The sequence below is a fragment of the Sphingomonas colocasiae genome, assembly GCF_019880585.1.
In the GTDB taxonomy this organism is placed as follows: domain Bacteria; phylum Pseudomonadota; class Alphaproteobacteria; order Sphingomonadales; family Sphingomonadaceae; genus Sphingobium_A; species Sphingobium_A colocasiae.
In genome coordinates this window covers 451,190-467,888 of the sequence record NZ_JAINVV010000004.1, presented here as the reverse complement: position 1 = coordinate 467,888, position 16,699 = coordinate 451,190, and the positions used below count along the sequence as shown (strand labels likewise).

The following is a 16,699-nucleotide window of genomic DNA, read 5'->3' as shown; positions in this document are numbered from 1 at the left end:
AGAAAAATGACCCGCTTTCGCAACATCGCGCTGTCCTTCACCAGCGCCCTCACCCTCGCCGCTTGCGCCGTCGGCCCGAACCATGTCGCGCCGACACCCAAGGCGGCCGCCGCCGGCCCGTTCGTCGCCGCGGCCAACCCCGCCTTCACCGCCGCCGAACCCACGGGCGAATGGTGGCGGCTCTATCAGGATCCGGTGCTCGACACGCTGGTTGCGGACGCGCTTGTCCACAACACCGACCTGCGTGTCGCCACCGCCAACCTATCTCGCGCAAGAGCCCAGCTGCGCGAGACCCGCGCCGGCCGCCTACCCCAAGCAACGGTCGGCGCGGGAGCAACCTATGGCCGCATTCCGGCCGTTCAGGCGCCGCCGGGGATCGACCGCACCGATTCGAGTTTCGATATCGGTCTCGATATTTCCTATGAGGTCGATCTGTTCGGGCGGGTGAGCCGCTCGATCGAGGCGGCGCGCGGCGATGCCGAGGCGGCGGAAGGCGCGCGCGACGCGGTGCGCGTCGCGGTCGCGGCGGAAACCGCGCGCGCCTATGCCGATGCCAGCGCCGCCGCCGAACGGCTCGCGGTCGCCGAACATACGGTCGCGCTGATCGACCAGACCTTGAACGTCACCACCAAACGCTTCGAAGCGGGTCGCGGCACGCGGCTCGACGTTGCCCGTGTCGCATCCCTCCGCTATCAGCACCGCCCCCCACGGCCGCCGCTTCGGGCCCCGCGCGAGGGGGCATTGTTCCGCCTCGCCACGCTCACCGGTCGCGCGCCTGCCGAGCTCCCGCAAGAGGCAGGCGCGCGCCGGACGATCCTGCGGCTCGACCAGGCGATCCCCGTCGGCGACGGCCGCACGCTGATCGCCCGCCGCCCCGATGTGCGGCAGGCGGAACGACGGCTGGCGGCGGAGACCGCGCGCATCGGCGTCGCCACCGCCGATCTCTATCCGCGGATCAGCTTCGGCGCGTCGATCGGCGCGACGGGGCCGTCGATCGGGGACCTCTTCACCGGCGGCCCCTTCCGCTGGCTGCTCGGCCCGCTGCTCAACTGGTCCTTCCCCAATCAGGAAGCGAACCGGGCGCGGATCGAACAGGCGGAGGCATCGTCGGCGGCTGCGCTCGCGAGTTTCGACGGTACGGTGCTCAATGCCTTGCGCGAAACCGAAACCGCATTGTCCGCCTATGCGCACGAACTCGACCGGCGGATCGCGCTCAACGACGCCCGCACCCAGGCGGAAACCGCCGCGCGGCTCGCCCGCATCCAGCTTCGCGAAGGCAAGATCGATTCGCTCGCGGTGCTCGATGCCGAACGTTCGCTGGCCCAGGCCCAAGCCGACCTTGCTCTGTCCGACGCCCGCGTCGCGACCACCCAGGTCGATCTGTTCCGCGCGCTCGGCGGCGGCTGGCAGATGCAGGCGACGGGCGGGTAACGACCACCATCCGATCCGCCGATATCCGATCAGAACGGATCCGGTTCATGGCGAACCGGATCCGTTTTGTTTTTGCCGGCAATATCGAACGATTTGCAGTTGGATGCAGCAGGCGATCCGCTTCGGTCGCCACCCTATCTGTCATTCCCGCGAAAGCGGGAATGACAGATAGGGTGTTGCGACTTGGATCGATCAAACCCGGGAACATCGACCACGCAACTCCGCGCACCGCTCTTGCCATTTCCCCTCGCCCATTATAAAACATGTTAAATAATTTTTCGCCGAGAGGGGTGATATGAGGAAGTGTGTCATTTCCGTCGCTATCGTTGCGGCTCTGGCGTCGAGCACGGCATCGGCCGAGCCCGCGACTCCGGCGGAGGCCACCGCCAATCGGACCTTCAACGAGGACGGCGATATCGGCGCCTATGCGCCTTCGGTCACCCGGCAGGCCGGCACCTTCCATGGCCAGAAGATCCGCTACACCACGACGGCGGGCCGCATTCCCATCACCGGGCCGGACGGATCGATCGACGCGCAGGTCTTCTATGTCGCCTATACCAAGGACGGCGTCCCGCCGGGCCAGCGCCCGATCATCTTCCTCACCAATGGCGGGCCGGGCGCGGCGACGGCCTGGCTGCACATGGGCGGCGTCGGCCCGCGCAAGATCGTGCTCAACGCCGACGGTTCGGTGCCGCCGCCGCCCGCGCGGCTCATGGACAATACCGACAGCCCGCTCGACCGCGCGGATCTGGTGTTCATCGATGCGCCGGGCACCGGGTTCAGCCGCGTGGCGAACGAGCAGACCAAGGCCCGTCTCTATTCGCGCGACGGCGACCTTCAGGCCTATGCCGCCTTCATCCAGAATTATCTGCGTTCGAACAACCGGTTCGGATCGCCCATGTACCTGTGGGGCGAAAGCTATGGCGCCTTTCGTGTGGCGGGCCTGTCCGACGTGCTCGTGCGGCAGGGCATCCCCCTGAAGGGCGTGATCCTGCTGTCCTCGGCGCTCGACTTCCACGTCACCGAGCCGGGCATGACCAACGACCTGCCCTATCAGCTTCTCCTGCCCTCCTATGCCAGCGTCGCCGCCTTTCACGGGCTGCTGCCGGGCCTCAAGGACGACGACGCGATGCGGCGCGAGGTGGAGGACTGGTCGCTCAATGTCTATGGCCCGGCGCTCGCCAAGGGCAGCCGGCTGGGTGGCGAGGAACGCGCGAAGATCGTCGCGGGGCTGGTCCGCTATACCGGCCTCGAAGCTTCGGTGATCGAGATGCACAATCTGCGCATCGAGGTTCCCGAATTCATGAAATATCTCCATGCCGCCCGCCGGCTGGTGACCGGCCGGGTCGACGGCAGGCTGCTGGGCCCCGCGCCCGAGGCCCGGGTGGAGGAACCCTTTTACGATCCGGCGATGGGCGCGCTCACCCCGGCCTTTTCCTCGGCGACGAGCCAATATCTGCTCGAGGAACTCCGCGTCGACATCCCGGTCCCCTATCGCATGTATTCGCGCGATGTCGCGACGCGCTTCGCGCTGGCCGGCCCGGCGCGCTACGGGCAGCTCGGCTATCCCGAAACCCTAGGCGCGCTCCAGTCCACCTTCGTGAAGGACAGCAATTTCCGCATCCTCTCGATGCAGGGCCTCTACGATCTGGCGACGCCCTTCGCCTCGATGGAATTCGCGCTGGATCACATGCCGGTGCCGCACGACTATCTCGCGAACATCGTCCATGTCCGCCTGCCGGCCGGTCACATGGCCTATGACGACGCGGCCGCGCTCAAACAGATGAACCAGGCGGTCGTCTCCTTCCTCGATTCGGCGAAATGATCGAAAGCGAGGCGATCGGATTGCTGAAGACGCTCGTCGCTTTCCCGACCGTCAGCAGCGAAGGCAATCTGGATCTGATCCGCTGGATCGCCGACTATCTCGACCGCCATGACGTCAAGTCGCGGCTGAGCTTCGACGAGACGGGGCGAAAGGCGAATCTGTTCGCGACGATCACGCACGGGCAGGATGCGATCATCCTGTCGGGCCACACCGATGTCGTGCCCGTCGCCGGGCAATGCTGGAGCAGCGATCCCTTCGTCCTCGCCGAACGCGACGGCCGCCTCCACGGCCGCGGAACCTGCGACATGAAGGGGTTCATCGCGGTCGCGCTCGCGCTGGTGCCGCGCATCATCGAAACGCCTGGCCGCGGCGTCCATCTGGCCTTTTCCTATGACGAGGAGATCGGCTGTCTGGGCGTCCGCAGGCTGCTCGACGACATGCCCGTGGATCGGACGTCGCTGGCCGGCTGCGTCATCGGCGAACCGACCAACATGCGCGCGATCATCGGCCACAAGGGTGCCGGCATGTATGCGTTCACGGTGAGGGGGCTCGCCGCCCATTCGTCGCTCGCCCCACATGGGGTGAACGCCATTCATTATGCGAGCCGGGTGATCGGTCATCTCGGTGCCATCGCCCGCGACCTCGAGCAGAATGAGACGCGCCACCAAGGCTATGACGTCCCCTTCTCGACCATCCAGGTCAATCGCATCACCGGCGGGACGGTCGGCAACATTGTCGCGGACCGGTGCGAGTTCGTGGTCGATATCCGGTCGCTGCCCCATACCAGCCATCGGCAGTTGCTGGACGCGATCGAGGATTTCATCGACACCCAACTCCTGCCCGAAATGCGGATGATCTTCCCCGACGCGTCGATCGACTGGCGCCAGGTGGGCGATGTGCCGGGCTTCGCGATCGACGAGGATTCCCGTTTCGTGCGCGACGTGAAGCGCGCGCTGCGCAGCAACGCGCCCGGCGGCCATGTCGCGTTCGGCACCGAGGCGGGGCTGTTCGAACGCTCCGGGATCCCCACATTGGTCTGCGGCCCCGGATCGATCGAACAGGCGCACAAACCCGACGAGTTCGTCGCGATCGAACAGCTCGAACGCTGCGAACAGATGCTCTCGGCGCTCCTGCTGCGCCACTGACCGAGCATCACGCTCCGTCGCGCAGCACCGTTTCGTAAAAGGCGCCGATATCGCCGCGCAGCGCCGGCATCACCGCATCGTCGAGATAGATTATATGGCCTGACGGATAGTAGCGGAGTTGGACGCGGTCGTGGCTCTCGGCACCGAGGCCGAGTCGCGCCAGATCGAATTCGGCGCCGAAAAAGGGCGTCATCAGGTCGTAATAGCCGTTGAGCGCCAGCACCTTGAGCCTGGGCATGCGGCGCATCGCCACCGCGAGATCGGGCACGCTGTTCGCAAGGCTGTTCTGCTTTTCGCCTTCCGCCGGGCGGTGCGACCAATCCCATGCGCCCATGATCGCACGGCTGTCGCCCAGCACATAATCGAGGTCGGTGCGGTAATTGAGCCTGCTCCGCACATAGCCGTCGAACACCGATGCGAAGGCCGCCTTGACCTGCGCGTCGCTCGGATCATAGGTCGCGAGCGCGCCCGCTGCTTCCGTCTCTCGCCCGGCATAGCGCGTGTCCATCGCACCGACGTTCATCGACCGGTCGAGAAGCAATTGCCGGCGGAACGCGTCGAGCCCGATCCGCAATCCACTTCGCTCGATATACGCCGCCGACAGGCCGATCAGCCGGCTCATCTCGGCGGCGACCGCCGCGCGTTCTGCCGGATCGATCAGATCCCCTCTCGCCAGCGCAGCGGCGTAGCGGCCGCGCGCGAAATCGCGCGCGCGATCGAGCAGCGCCGGCAGATCGCCGTCACCTTTCGCGATCCGGCCATGATAATAAGCGGTGGCGGCATAGGTCGGCAGCAGGTCGATCGCAGCCTGATCGAGACCCGGCGCGAAATGGCCGAAATTCAGGATCGTCGACATCAGGATGATGCCGCTGAGATCGATGCCCCGCTCATGAAGGCGCGGGGCGAGATTGGCCGCGCGCATCGTGCCATAGGATTCGCCGAACAGGAATTTCGGCGCGTTCCAGCGGCCGGTGGCGGTGAGATAGCGGGCGATCGCCTGGGCGAAGCTGTCGGCATCCTGGTCGTTGCCCCAGAACCGCCGGTTGTCCCCGGCATCGGCGGCCCGCGAAAACCCCGTCCCGACCGCGTCGAGGAAGACGAGATCGCTCTTGTCGAGCAGCGAGAAGCGATTGTCCGCCAGCACGAAGGGCGGCGCCAGCGGTTTGCCGGGCTGCGACGCCCGCAGCCGCACCGGCGCGAACGCCCCCATATGCAGCCAGATCGTCGAGGATCCAGGACCGCCATTGAAGAAGAAGGTGACCGGCCGGGGCGGCGATCCGGCGGGCTGCGGCAGGCTATAAGCGACGAAGAACATCCGCCCGCGCTCGATATCGCGCTCGTCGCGCAACCCGATCGTCCCGGCGGTGCTTTCGTAGCGGATCGCCCTGCCGCCGATCGTGCCGGCATGGTCCGTGCGAACCCACGGATCGGCGCTCGCGACCGCCCCCTCCCTGTCCCCCTTTCCAGCGGTCACGGGCGCCGCGATGCCGGTGTTCGCGATCGCGACGCAAAGCAGGGTGGAGAGGACGCCAGCCAAGCGGCTTCCAGGGCATAATCTTAACATTGCATCTATCCATTTCTGATAATATCATTTTATATCAATGATTTATTTCAGATCACATTCCCTATTGCATCATGATTATATAACACGTTAAATTAATTCAAGCGACTCGATGGTTGGGTTGCGGCCGGCGGCGCAGACCCCGATCAACGAACCGGGCAGCCGCAAGAAACTAAAAGGGGACGGGAGTATGGGAATCGAGTTCACACGGACCGGATTTCGCGCGGCGCTGCTTGCCGGATGCGCCATGGCGGCCCTGCCGACGGCGGCACATGCCCAGGAAGCCGAAGCCCCCGAAGCCGGGCAGCCGACGGAAACCGAGATCGTCGTCACCGGCTCGCGCATCACGCGGAAGGATTACACCTCCAACAGCCCGATCGTCTCGATCGGCGCGGAACAGCTCAAGGCCACCAATTCGGTCACGATGGACGATGTGCTGTTCCGCCTTCCCGAAGTGACGCCGGCTTTCGGCCAGGGATCGAACGACACGACGACGAGCGGCGTCACCACGATCGGCCTCAGGGGCCTTGGCGCGCCGCGCACGCTGGTGCTCCTCGACGGCCGCCGCCTGACCGCCGCGACCTATACCGGCGCGGTCGATCTCAACATCATTCCCAAGAGCCTGATCGAAACCGTCGAGGTCATCACCGGCGGCGCCTCGGCCGCCTATGGCTCAGACGCGGTCGCGGGCGTCGTCAACTTCCGCCTCAAGAAGAATTTCACCGGCATCCAGGTGAGTGGACAGGCCGGCATCACCGAACGCGGCGACGGCGCGACACAGGAAGTGTCCTTCACCGCGGGCAGCGGCTTCGCCGATGGCCGGGGCAATGCGGTGCTGACGCTCGAATGGATGAACCGCGACGACGTCAACAATCGCGACCGCGCCTTTTCGGCGGTCAGCCGCCCGTCATCGTCGCTGCCCTTCGGCGCGTTCAATCCCAATGCCGCCAATTTGCCAAGCCAGAGCGCGGTCGATGCCGTGTTCAATCGCTATGGCGTCGCGGCAGGCGCCGCGCGCGCGACCGGCAATCTCGCCTTCAACACCAACGGCACGCTGTTCGCGCCGACCGGATCGTTCAACTATCTGGGTGGCGCGGAGGATATGCTGTCGATCGGCGGCAACAGCTTCTACAATTCCAGCGGCGTCAACGGCCTCACTGTTCCCTTCGAACGCTATGGCGTGTTCGGCAAGGTCGATTACGAGGTGCGCGACGGGCTGACCGTCTACGCGCATGCCGGATATCAGCACGTCACCTCCGGCACGGTTTTCGCGCCGGGCTTCGCGACCGTCACAATGCCTATCGGCAATCCGTTCATTCCCGCCGATCTCCGGCAGATCCTCGCCTCGCGGCCCAACCCGAATGCCAGCTTCACAGTCACCAAGCGCTTCGCCGATGTCGGCGCGCGCACCGCGAATTCGACGACGAACGGCTATACGCTGATGGCCGGCGTGAAGGGCGATCTCGCCTTCATCGATGGCGGCTTCGACATCTATGTCTCGCGCGGCCAGCAGACCGCCAACCAGCATGACGAGAATGGCGTCAGCCTCTCCGCGCTGAACAGCCTGATCAACGCCGCAGACGGCGGTGTGGCGGCCTGCGGCGGCTACAACATCTTCGGAAACCAGCCCAACAGCCGCTGCGCGGCCTATATCCGCCGCAATACGCTGCGCGTGACCGAGGCCAGCCAGGACATGATCGAGGCGTCCGTCCAGGGCCGGTTGTTCAAGCTGCCCGCCGGCGACGTCCGCTTCGCGCTGGGCGCCGACTATCGCAAGGACAGCTTCGATTTCACGCCCGATTCCGGCCTGGCATCGGGCGACGTGGTCAGCTTCGCGACCGGCGCGATCCCGGCGGTGAGCGGATCGACCAACGTCAAGGAAGTGTTCGGCGAAATCCTGGTGCCGGTGCTGCGCGGCCTGCCGCTGATCCAGGAACTGAACCTGAGCGCGGGCTATCGCTATTCGGACTATAATACCTCGGGCGGGATCAGCACCTACCGCTTAGAAGGCGACTGGCGCATGACCGACTGGCTGCGCCTGCGCGGCGGCTATGCGCGCGCCGCGCGCGCGCCCAATGTCTACGAACTCTATTCGCCCCAGACCCCGACCGCCCCGGTGGTCGGCGCGCCCGGCGTCGTCGGCCAGGGCGATCCCTGCGATATCCGGGGCGCCTATCGCACCGGCGCCAGCGCTTCGCAGGTCCGCTCGCTCTGCCTTGCGCAGGGTGTGCCCGCGAACATCGTCGACAGCTATATCTTCACCAACACGCAGTTGACCGATGGCGCACTGACGGGCGGCAATCCCAATCTGACCCCGGAAAAGGCGGACACCTATACGATCGGCGCCGTATTGCAGCCGAAGCTGGCGGGCGGACCGATCTCGCGCCTGTCCTTCTCGGTCGATTATTATCATATCTCGCTGAAGGACGCGATCGGCACGCTGGACGGCGCGAACGCGCTGCGCCGCTGCTACAATATCGGCGGCTACAATCCCCAATATGCGACCGACAATCCCTATTGCGCGCTGTTCCGCCGCGATCCGGCGACCGGCCAGATCAACGGCGTGTCGACCTTCAACCTCAATCTCGGCCGCATCGTCACCTCGGGCATCGACGCGACGCTCCAGACCCGGTTCGACATCGGCGAGGACAAGCTCGACCTGACGGCGACGCTCAACTGGACCGAGCAATATACGACCACCAACCTGCCCGGCGACACACCCACCAACCTGGCCGGATCGATCGGCAGTTCAGCCGGCAGCAGCGCGGGCGTATCGGCCGCCTTCCCCAAATGGAAAGGCGTCGTGAATCTCAGCTATTCCACGGGTGCGTTCCAGTTCGGCGGGCAATGGCGCTATCTGTCGAAGATGCGCGACGTCTCGGCGATCGGCGTCGCCAATTCCACGGCGATCGGCACGCCCGCCTATCATTATTTCGACCTGAACGCCGAATGGCGGGTGAACAAGAGCTTCGCAATGCGGCTGGGCGTGGTGAACCTGACCGACAAGCAGCCGCCGGTCTATACCAGCTTCTACCAGTCCAACACCTATCCCGGCGTCTACGATGTGCTCGGCCGGAGCTTCTTCGTCGGCGCCACGGCGAACTTCTGAACAGGCATGCGGGTCTCGGCGGATCGCGCCGAGACCCGCATCCTATTCCTCGCTATCCTTGATGGCTGCGTCGAGATTATCCAACAACATGTCGAGCAGCGCGCCGAGCTGGGCGACATCCCCCTGGTCCATCCGCCGCGCGAGCGACTGATAGAAGGGATCGAAGCGGGGAATGATCTCGTCGATGATCCTGAGCCCCTCGGGCGTGATCGAATGGAGGCTGCGGCGCGCATCCAGCCGGCTGCTGCGGCGGGTGACCAGTCCGCGCTGATCCAGATCGCGCAGGATCCGCGTCAGGCTGGGGCCGAGCAGGATGGCGCGTTCGGCGAGCGCGGCGGTATCGATCTCGTCCACCGTGCTCAGCACGCGCAGCACGCGCCATTGCGGATCGGTCAGCTCGACTTCCTGGAAGGCGCCACGGAACAGCGCCATGAAGGCTTCGCGCACGCGGATGATCTTGACCGGCAGTTCGCGGCATTCCGCGCGATGGCTGGCCGAGCCCGCATATTTGCGGCCGTAGAGAAGAGCGGTTTGCTGGTTCATTCGGAAAACCCGGCTTTGATGAACATGTGAAATTTCATTCCGATTCCCATGGATCGCAGGGAAAGCCAATGCAGTTTCTGCTTGCCTGAAGCGAGTCGATAATAGATAACGCGTTAAATAATTGGGCACGGACAAGAGAGGGCCGCCATGTTGAGCGCCTATGATCTGCCGCAAGGCAGCCATGAATCCGAACTGACCTTGGTCGCCAGGGGCACGCCGATGGGCGAGCTGCTCAGGCGCTATTGGCATCCCGTCGGCCTTGCCGAAGACGCGGCCGCCCGCCCGAAGCTGATCCGGGTGCTGGGCGAGGACCTGATCCTGTTCCGCGACGGCACCGGCCGCGCCGGCCTGCTCCACCCCCGCTGCGCGCATCGCGGTGCGTCGCTTCTCTACGGGCGGACCGAGGAACGGGGCATACGCTGCTGCTATCATGGCTGGCTGTTCGATGTGGACGGGCGCTGCGTCGAGCAGCCGTGCGAACCCAATGGCGGCGCACGCACGGCCGCCAATGTGCGGCAGCCGGGCTATCCCGTCGAGGAACTTTACGGCCTGATCTTCGCCTATATGGGGCCGCCCGAGCAGCGTCCGCTGCTGCCGCGATACAATGTGCTGGAGGAGCTGGAAGACGGCGAATGGATCGAAGCTGACGACAGCAGCATCGGCAGCGGCGGCCCGGCGATCGTGCCGTGCAACTGGCTCCAGCATTTCGAGAATGTGATGGATCCGTTCCACGTGCCGATCCTGCACGGCACCTTCAGCGGCACCCAGTTCGTCGAGCAGATGAACGTGATGCCCAATGTGAAGTTCGAAACCACCGAACGCGGCATCCGCAGCACCCAGTTGCGCGATCTTGGCGAAGGCCGGGTGCACCGGCGCCTGACCGAAGCCGTGCTGCCCACGATCCGGGCCGTCGCGAATCCCCGCGCGCCCAAGGATGGCCCCTGCACCTTGCTGGGCTGGGTGGTGCCGATCGACGACACCTCGTTCCGCATCTATTCGGCCGGCCGCGTGACCGAGAGCGGCGCGCTGAAGCAGATCCGTTCACGCATGAACGGCAAGCTCTGGCACGAACTGACCGAGGAAGAGCATCAGATCTATCCCGGCGACTATGAAGCGCAGGTGAGCCAGGGTGAGATCACGCTCCATTCCGACGAGCATCTCGTGACCTCGGATCGCGGCATCGGCATGTTGCGGCGGCTCTACCGCCAGCAGATCGCCGCGATGGAGGCGGGAACTCCACCCATGGGCACGCGCTTCGCCGGCGACGACGATCTTGTCCGGCTGGATGCGGGAACCGAAGTCCTGACCACCGAGAACGCCTGAACGCGCTCCGTCTTCCGGCTGTCAGGGTCTGGCGAGCGCAAAACAGGCGGAATAGTCGAGCCCGGCCGAAACGCCGTCCGTCGCGCGCGTCTTGACCTCCGCCGCCACCGCCTCACGCGTGGCGGCCATCGCCGCATCGATCTCGCTGCCCGCCTTACCTTCGGCGCGCAGCGCCTCGCGCGCCTTGTGATCGAGGATCGATGCGATCGTCGCGAGCCGCTTGGCATCGTCGGACAGGCCGTTTCGGCCATGTTCCTCATCATAAGCGAGCTTCAGCATCGCGGCGCATTGCGGCAGGCCCGGTGGTGGCGGTGGCGGGGCTTCCTTGCGCATCAGCGTCAGGCAGGCCTCGACATCCGCGTCCGGCAGCGCCTTCGCCTTCTGGCGTTCGGCGACAGCCGCCACGATCGCATCGCGCACCTGCTCGCGCGTGCTGCCGGATTGCTTCATCACGCGTTCGCCCACCAGTTGCGCGAAGCGGGCGCCGTCCTCGCCCACCGGCGGCCACCGGGTTTGCCCTCGCTGCTGCTCGTACGCGACGACGGCAAGCGTCGCGACGCAGTCGATATCGCGCCGCTGCGCCGCATCGAGCGGTGCGGCAGCCAGTAATGCGAGGAGCTCAAACACCGATCGGCCCGAGCGCCTTCACGCGATAACAGGGCTTGAGGTCGAAGTCTTCGGCCGGTTCGCGCACCGCACGGCGCTCGGCCGCGATCAGCGCGTCGGCCGCGGCGGCAGGATCGGCCGCGGCACGCTGCTCCGCAACCACGATCGCGCGCAGCGCGGCGGTGTCCTGGGCGAAAGCGGCGGTCATCGCGGGATCGCCGCTCTTCTGCTTCAATTGATCAAGCGTGATCGCGAACATCGCGGCGCAGCGCGCCGCACTCGGCAGGGCCGATGTGACGGGGGGCGCTTCCTGTCCGAAAGCGAGCAACAGCAATGCGGCGGGGAGCCAGGATGTCATCGCGCCTGATTGCCACGCCACGTCGCGCTTGAAAACTGCGGACATGATCGCGACAAGCGGGCCGTGCCGCGCTTCGCCCCGATTCTCGCGCTCCTTGCCGGGCTCGCTTCCGCCACGGGCTTTGCGCCGCTGGGTCTGTGGCCCGTCACGCTCGCCTGTTTCGCCTTGCTGCTCCACCTTGTCCGCGAAGCGCCCACGCTCCGGCGCGGGCTGCTGATCGGCTGGCTGTTCGGCGTCGGGCATTTCACCGTCGGGCTCAACTGGATCGCCCATGCCTTCACCTTCCAGGACGCGATGCCGCACTGGTACGGCTATGGCGCGGTCGTGCTGCTGTCGCTTTATCTCGCCGTCTATCCGGCGATGGCGGCGGGGCTGGCCTGGCGCTGGGGCCGCGATCATGGGCCGGCCTATGTGCTGATCCATGCCGGTGCCTGGATCGTCACCGAATGGCTGCGCGCGACGATGTTCACGGGTTTCGCATGGAACCCGCTGGGCGCGATCGCCTATGATCAGCCGACGGCGCTGCTGGCCCGATGGACGGGCACCTACGGCCTTTCGGGCGTCCTGATGCTCCTTTTCGGCGGATGGATGCTGGCGTTTCGCCGCTTCGCCACGCCGGTCACCTCACCGAAAGCGCTGGTTTTCGCCGCCGGCCTCGTCGCATTTCCGCTGGTCATCTTCGTCAGCCTGCCCGCCTGGCACGCCTCGTCGTCCGCAAAGGGCGCGCTGATCCGCATCGTCCAGCCCAATATCGGCCAGGAAACCAAATACGACCCCGCCCAGGACGCCGCGAATTTCCGCAAGCTCGCGACGCTTTCGGGCACGCCCGGCGCCGAGCCGCGACTGCTGCTCTGGCCCGAAGCGGCGGTGCCCGAATATCTTGACGAGGATGTCTTCGCCCGCGCCCGCGTCGCCGCCTTGCTCGGCCCGCGCGATATCCTGCTGCTCGGCGCGACCAAGCGCTACCGGGAGAACAAGTTCGTCGGCGACTATGTCGAGGAACGCACCATCGGCGGGCGCAATTCCATGTACGTGATGGATTCGGCCGGCCGGCTGCTTCATCGCTACGACAAGGCGCATCTCGTTCCCTATGGCGAATATCTGCCGATGCGCCCGATCCTCTCGGCGATCGGTCTGTCGCGGCTGGTGCCCGGCGATGTCGATTTCTGGCCCGGGCCGGGTCCGCAAAGCTACGCACTGCCCGGCTTCGGCAAGACGGGCGTGCAGATCTGTTACGAGATCATCTTTTCCGGCCAGGTGATTGATCGCGCCGATCGCCCCGATTTCCTGTTCAATCCATCCAACGATGCCTGGTTCGGCAGTTGGGGCCCGCCCCAGCACCTCGCCCAGGCGCGGCTGCGTGCGGTGGAAGAAGCGATTCCGGTGATCCGGTCGACACCGACGGGCATTTCGGCGGTGGTCGATGCCGATGGCCGCCTGCTCGCCAGCGTGCCGCATCTGCGCGCGGGCTTTATCGAAACCCGCCTGCCCGCCCCCCATGCGCCGACATTGTTCGCGCGGCTGGGAAACATCCTGCCACTGATGCTCGCAGTTTTTCTTGGCGCTCTCGGCGTTGCCTTGCGCCGCCGTCGCGGCTAAGGCGATTTCCGCATTTAAAGCTTTCCTTATATCTGCGGGTTTTCAGCGATGCGTAGCAACTATCTCTTCACGTCCGAGTCCGTTTCCGAAGGCCATCCCGACAAGGTTTCCGACCAGATCTCGGATGCGATCGTCGATCTGTTCCTGTCCAAGGATCCGGAAGCCCGCGTCGCGTGCGAAACGCTGACGACCACGCAAAAGGTCGTGCTGGCCGGCGAGATCCGCGGCAAGGGCATCATGGACGAAGCCGGCAACTGGGCGCCGGGCGTTCCCGAGGAAATCGAGAAGACCGTGCGCGATACGGTGAAGCGCATCGGCTATGCGCAGGACGGTTTCCACTGGCAGACGCTCGATTTCTCGAACAATCTCCACCCGCAGTCCGCGCATATCGCGCAGGGTGTCGATGCCTCCGGCAACAAGGACGAAGGTGCCGGCGACCAGGGCATCATGTTCGGCTTCGCCTGCAACGAAACGCCGGACCTGATGCCGGCGACGCTTTACTACAGCCACAAGATCCTCGAGCGCATGGCGGCCGACCGCCATTCGGGCGCGGCGCCGTTTCTGGAGCCCGACGCCAAGAGCCAGGTCACGCTGCGCTTCGAGAATGGCGAGCCCGCGGCCGCGACCGCGATCGTCGTCTCCACCCAGCATGCCAAGGGCTATGACGAAGGCGCCAACGAAGCCGAGCTTCACGCCTATGTGAAGAGCGTGGTGGCGGACATCCTGCCCGCCAAGCTGCTGTCGGACGCGACCGAATATCACATCAACCCCACCGGCAGCTTCGAGATCGGCGGACCGGACGGCGATGCGGGCCTGACCGGCCGCAAGATCATCGTCGACACCTATGGCGGTGCAGCCCCCCATGGCGGCGGCGCCTTTTCGGGCAAGGACCCGACCAAGGTCGACCGTTCGGCCGCCTATATCACCCGCTATCTGGCGAAGAACATCGTCGCCGCCGGCCTCGCCAAGCGCTGCACGATCCAGCTCGCCTATGCGATCGGCGTCTCCAAGCCGCTGTCGCTCTATGTCGACACGCACGGCACCGGCACCGTCGGTGACGACAGGATCGAACAGGCGATCATGGCGATCGAGGATCTGGGTGGCCTGACCCCGCGTGCGATCCGCACGCATCTGGGCCTCAACAAGCCGATCTACGAAAAGACCGCGGCCTATGGCCATTTCGGTCGTACGCCCGAGGGTGATTTCTTCCCCTGGGAACGCACCGACCTGGTCGAGAAGCTCAAGGCCGCCGTCTGAACCGAGGCGCGCAAGCGCTTTTATCATGCCGGAACATTCTCGAGTTGGCCGTTTACGGCCAACGACTCGGAAAATGCGACCGCGAAAGACCGGAGCGTTTCCGCTCATCGTGGAAACGCTCTAACCTCCCCACCGACTCGCTCGGTGGGGAAACGGCATGCGAATTCTTCTGACCCTGGCTCTCGTCGCGGCATCGATCGCCGCCCCACCGGCTTCGGCTGCCTACCCCACCGATGGCTGGACGCTGCCGATGAAGGCGGCGAAGCTGACGCCCGCCCAGAAGGACGCGATCATGCGCGCGGCGGGTTTCGCCAGGGCCGGCGGCCAGTGGAAAGGCTGCGACGGGCTTTCGGACGCCTCGATCGCCGATGACGGCGTTGCCGGCGCCGCGATCCGCGATCTCAACGGCGACGGCCGGCCCGAAGTGATCGTGATGGACGAGGGCAGCGCCTGCTACGGCAATACCGGCTTCCACTTCACCATCGTCACGCCGACGCCCACCGGCTGGAAACGCTGGTACGATGAAACCGGCATCCCGAATTTCCTGGCCACGAAGGGCGTGGGGGGCTGGGCCGATATCGAAGTCGGCGGCCCTGGCTTCTGCTTTCCCGTGCAGCGCTGGAACGGCCGGCAATATGTGGTGGTCCGCCAGCAATATGAGGGCAAACCCTGCCGGCGGTGACGTCGAGGACCAAACCGCTTGCCGGGCGACACCCCCGCTGCCAACCTGTCCGAGCGACGATGGACGGGAGCGATCGCGATGCTGCGAACTGTGTTGATCTGCGTATCCGCCCTCGCGCTGAGCACGATCGGCGTCCAGGCCCAGCAGGGACCGCAGGAGATCAGGCTCTCCGCAAAGAAAGCCTTCAAGCACAAGCATAGCGGGCTTGAAGTTCCACCGATGCTCGACGGCATCGCCCGTTCGAACATCACCGCGCTCGAGGACGATCAGCTCGACACCTTCATCCGCTTCGACAGGCCCGACGCGTCGGAAGGAATCACGGTCTATATCTATCGTGAAGTCGGCAACGCCCTTCCCGTGTGGTTCGATCGGGCGCGCTGGGCGATCGAAACGCGCGCGCAGCTCTACGGCACGCCGCGCAGAATCAATGAAAAGCTGACGTTCACGCCACCGGGGCGCTCCGGCGACGCCGGTATGATCGCCATCTATATGCCGTCGACCGGCGCGTATCAGAGCACCGGCGTGGCGCTTGTCCCCATGGGCGAATGGCTGGTGAAGATCCGTTATTCATCAGGCACGATCGCGCCCGATGCACTGGCCGAACGGATCAGGGGCGTGCTCGCCGCGCTCAGATGGCCCGGCAAGCTCGACGACGCGCCGCCGGCCATACCCGTCGAACCATGCGCCACATCCTTGCCGGCACAGGCGCGTTCGCACCCCGCACCGGGTGACGGCGCATCGAACCTGGCCGGCGCCATGATGTCACTGCCCAGCCTGACCGGACAGTTCCGGGCGAAAGGCGCGCCGCCACCGCGCTGGTGCCGTGACGACGGCGTCGAGCCCAAGGGCAATGTCTATCGTCCCGATGACGCGAGCGACCGCTATCTGATCGCGCTCTCCGATGCGGGCCGGGGCATCAGCGTGCGTCCCGACGGCTTTGCGGGCCTGATCGAACCCGATGCGAAGCCGAGCTGGCGAATCGAGATGCTCGATCTTTCGCGGATCACGGCGTTCGCATCGCAGGATCGCCTGCCGCCCCCGTCGCAGGCGATCGAGATCGTGCGGAGCGGTGACTATGTCACGCGGACATCGACCTGGGGAAAGAAGAGCAATATCGAAGTGAATGCCGACGCGCTCAAATAGCGACATTCCACTTCACCCGGCCGCGCATTGAGCCGCCCGCCTTCGGGCGACAGCGTGCCACGCGCCGCCGCTATTCGGCGTCGCATCATTTGCAGAAAACCGGTTCCCACTTTTCCG

13 protein-coding genes are annotated in these 16,699 nt (G+C 65.6%); 9 read left to right on the top strand and 4 right to left on the bottom strand.

Annotated elements, in window-relative coordinates; all coding sequences use genetic code 11:
* The first annotated feature begins 6 nt into the window (after positions 1 to 6).
* The 3 genes from K7G82_RS08665 to argE all read left to right on the top strand — a co-directional run bounded on the left by K7G82_RS08665 (position 7) and on the right by argE (position 4,401).
* Positions 7 to 1,431: an efflux transporter outer membrane subunit gene (locus K7G82_RS08665; RefSeq protein ID WP_222989450.1), complete on the top strand. Its 1,425-nt coding sequence runs from the start codon at positions 7 to 9 to the stop codon at positions 1,429 to 1,431.
* A 295-nt stretch (positions 1,432 to 1,726) separates the two neighbouring features.
* Complete coding sequence (locus tag K7G82_RS08660; protein ID WP_222989449.1) at positions 1,727 to 3,256, top strand: S10 family peptidase; 1,530 nt, start codon at positions 1,727 to 1,729, stop codon at positions 3,254 to 3,256.
* Positions 3,253 to 4,401 carry an acetylornithine deacetylase gene (gene argE, locus K7G82_RS08655; protein WP_222989448.1) on the top strand — a complete coding sequence of 383 codons (1,149 nt, stop codon included), beginning with the start codon at positions 3,253 to 3,255 and terminating at the stop codon, positions 4,399 to 4,401. The genes K7G82_RS08660 and argE overlap by 4 nt, the downstream gene beginning before the upstream one ends.
* Positions 4,402 to 4,408: 7 nt before the next feature.
* On the opposite strand, the gene K7G82_RS08650 is transcribed toward argE, so the two are convergent.
* Positions 4,409 to 5,938, bottom strand: a complete 1,530-nt coding sequence (locus K7G82_RS08650) for a S10 family peptidase (protein ID WP_222989447.1) — start codon at positions 5,936 to 5,938, stop codon at positions 4,409 to 4,411.
* A gap of 214 nt (positions 5,939 to 6,152) precedes the next feature.
* On the opposite strand from K7G82_RS08650, the gene K7G82_RS08645 reads away from it, so the two are divergent.
* Positions 6,153 to 9,071: a TonB-dependent receptor gene (locus tag K7G82_RS08645; protein ID WP_222989446.1), complete on the top strand. Its 2,919-nt coding sequence runs from the start codon at positions 6,153 to 6,155 to the stop codon at positions 9,069 to 9,071.
* 42 nt (positions 9,072 to 9,113) lie between these two features.
* Here the strand turns inward: K7G82_RS08645 and K7G82_RS08640 are convergent, their stop codons facing one another.
* On the bottom strand, positions 9,114 to 9,614 hold the full coding sequence (locus K7G82_RS08640) for a MarR family transcriptional regulator (protein ID WP_222989445.1): 501 nt from the start codon (positions 9,612 to 9,614) through the stop codon (positions 9,114 to 9,116).
* 147 nt (positions 9,615 to 9,761) lie between these two features.
* Between K7G82_RS08640 and K7G82_RS08635 the strand changes: the two genes are divergently transcribed.
* Positions 9,762 to 10,937 (top strand): aromatic ring-hydroxylating dioxygenase subunit alpha, encoded by a 1,176-nt coding sequence (locus K7G82_RS08635; RefSeq protein ID WP_222989444.1) that lies wholly within the window; start codon positions 9,762 to 9,764, stop codon positions 10,935 to 10,937.
* Between the two features lie 21 nt (positions 10,938 to 10,958).
* Here K7G82_RS08635 and K7G82_RS08630 read toward each other — a convergent pair whose 3' ends face one another.
* Complete coding sequence (locus K7G82_RS08630; RefSeq protein ID WP_222989443.1) at positions 10,959 to 11,564, bottom strand: hypothetical protein; 606 nt, start codon at positions 11,562 to 11,564, stop codon at positions 10,959 to 10,961.
* On the bottom strand, positions 11,557 to 11,901 hold the full coding sequence (locus tag K7G82_RS08625) for a hypothetical protein (RefSeq protein ID WP_222989442.1): 345 nt from the start codon (positions 11,899 to 11,901) through the stop codon (positions 11,557 to 11,559). Before K7G82_RS08625 ends, K7G82_RS08630 begins: the two co-directional genes overlap by 8 nt.
* A gap of 63 nt (positions 11,902 to 11,964) precedes the next feature.
* On the opposite strand from K7G82_RS08625, the gene lnt reads away from it, so the two are divergent.
* The 4 genes from lnt to K7G82_RS08605 all read left to right on the top strand — a co-directional run bounded on the left by lnt (position 11,965) and on the right by K7G82_RS08605 (position 16,582).
* Positions 11,965 to 13,500, top strand: coding sequence for an apolipoprotein N-acyltransferase (gene lnt / locus K7G82_RS08620; RefSeq protein WP_222989441.1), 1,536 nt, complete (start codon positions 11,965 to 11,967; stop codon positions 13,498 to 13,500).
* Between the two features lie 48 nt (positions 13,501 to 13,548).
* Positions 13,549 to 14,757 (top strand): methionine adenosyltransferase, encoded by a 1,209-nt coding sequence (gene metK / locus K7G82_RS08615; RefSeq protein ID WP_222989440.1) that lies wholly within the window; start codon positions 13,549 to 13,551, stop codon positions 14,755 to 14,757.
* A gap of 157 nt (positions 14,758 to 14,914) precedes the next feature.
* A complete protein-coding gene (locus K7G82_RS08610; protein ID WP_222989439.1) occupies positions 14,915 to 15,439 on the top strand; it encodes a hypothetical protein in 525 nt (174 codons plus the stop codon).
* A 78-nt stretch (positions 15,440 to 15,517) separates the two neighbouring features.
* Positions 15,518 to 16,582 carry a hypothetical protein gene (locus K7G82_RS08605; protein WP_222989438.1) on the top strand — a complete coding sequence of 355 codons (1,065 nt, stop codon included), beginning with the start codon at positions 15,518 to 15,520 and terminating at the stop codon, positions 16,580 to 16,582.
* Positions 16,583 to 16,699 lie beyond the last annotated feature (117 nt).

Excerpts from the sequence above, each read along its gene's own strand:
- K7G82_RS08605 (WP_222989438.1), top strand. The coding sequence starts at position 15,518 with ATGCTGCGAACTGTGTTGATCTGCGTATCCGCCCTCGCGCTGAGCACG.
- metK (WP_222989440.1), top strand. The coding sequence starts at position 13,549 with ATGCGTAGCAACTATCTCTTCACGTCCGAGTCCGTTTCCGAAGGCCAT.
- K7G82_RS08625 (WP_222989442.1), bottom strand. The coding sequence starts at position 11,901 with ATGACATCCTGGCTCCCCGCCGCATTGCTGTTGCTCGCTTTCGGACAG.
- K7G82_RS08645 (WP_222989446.1), top strand. The coding sequence starts at position 6,153 with ATGGGAATCGAGTTCACACGGACCGGATTTCGCGCGGCGCTGCTTGCC.
- K7G82_RS08665 (WP_222989450.1), top strand. The coding sequence starts at position 7 with ATGACCCGCTTTCGCAACATCGCGCTGTCCTTCACCAGCGCCCTCACC.
- K7G82_RS08610 (WP_222989439.1), top strand. The coding sequence starts at position 14,915 with ATGCGAATTCTTCTGACCCTGGCTCTCGTCGCGGCATCGATCGCCGCC.
- argE (WP_222989448.1), top strand. The coding sequence starts at position 3,253 with ATGATCGAAAGCGAGGCGATCGGATTGCTGAAGACGCTCGTCGCTTTC.
- K7G82_RS08640 (WP_222989445.1), bottom strand. The coding sequence starts at position 9,614 with ATGAACCAGCAAACCGCTCTTCTCTACGGCCGCAAATATGCGGGCTCG.
- K7G82_RS08660 (WP_222989449.1), top strand. The coding sequence starts at position 1,727 with ATGAGGAAGTGTGTCATTTCCGTCGCTATCGTTGCGGCTCTGGCGTCG.
- K7G82_RS08635 (WP_222989444.1), top strand. The coding sequence starts at position 9,762 with ATGTTGAGCGCCTATGATCTGCCGCAAGGCAGCCATGAATCCGAACTG.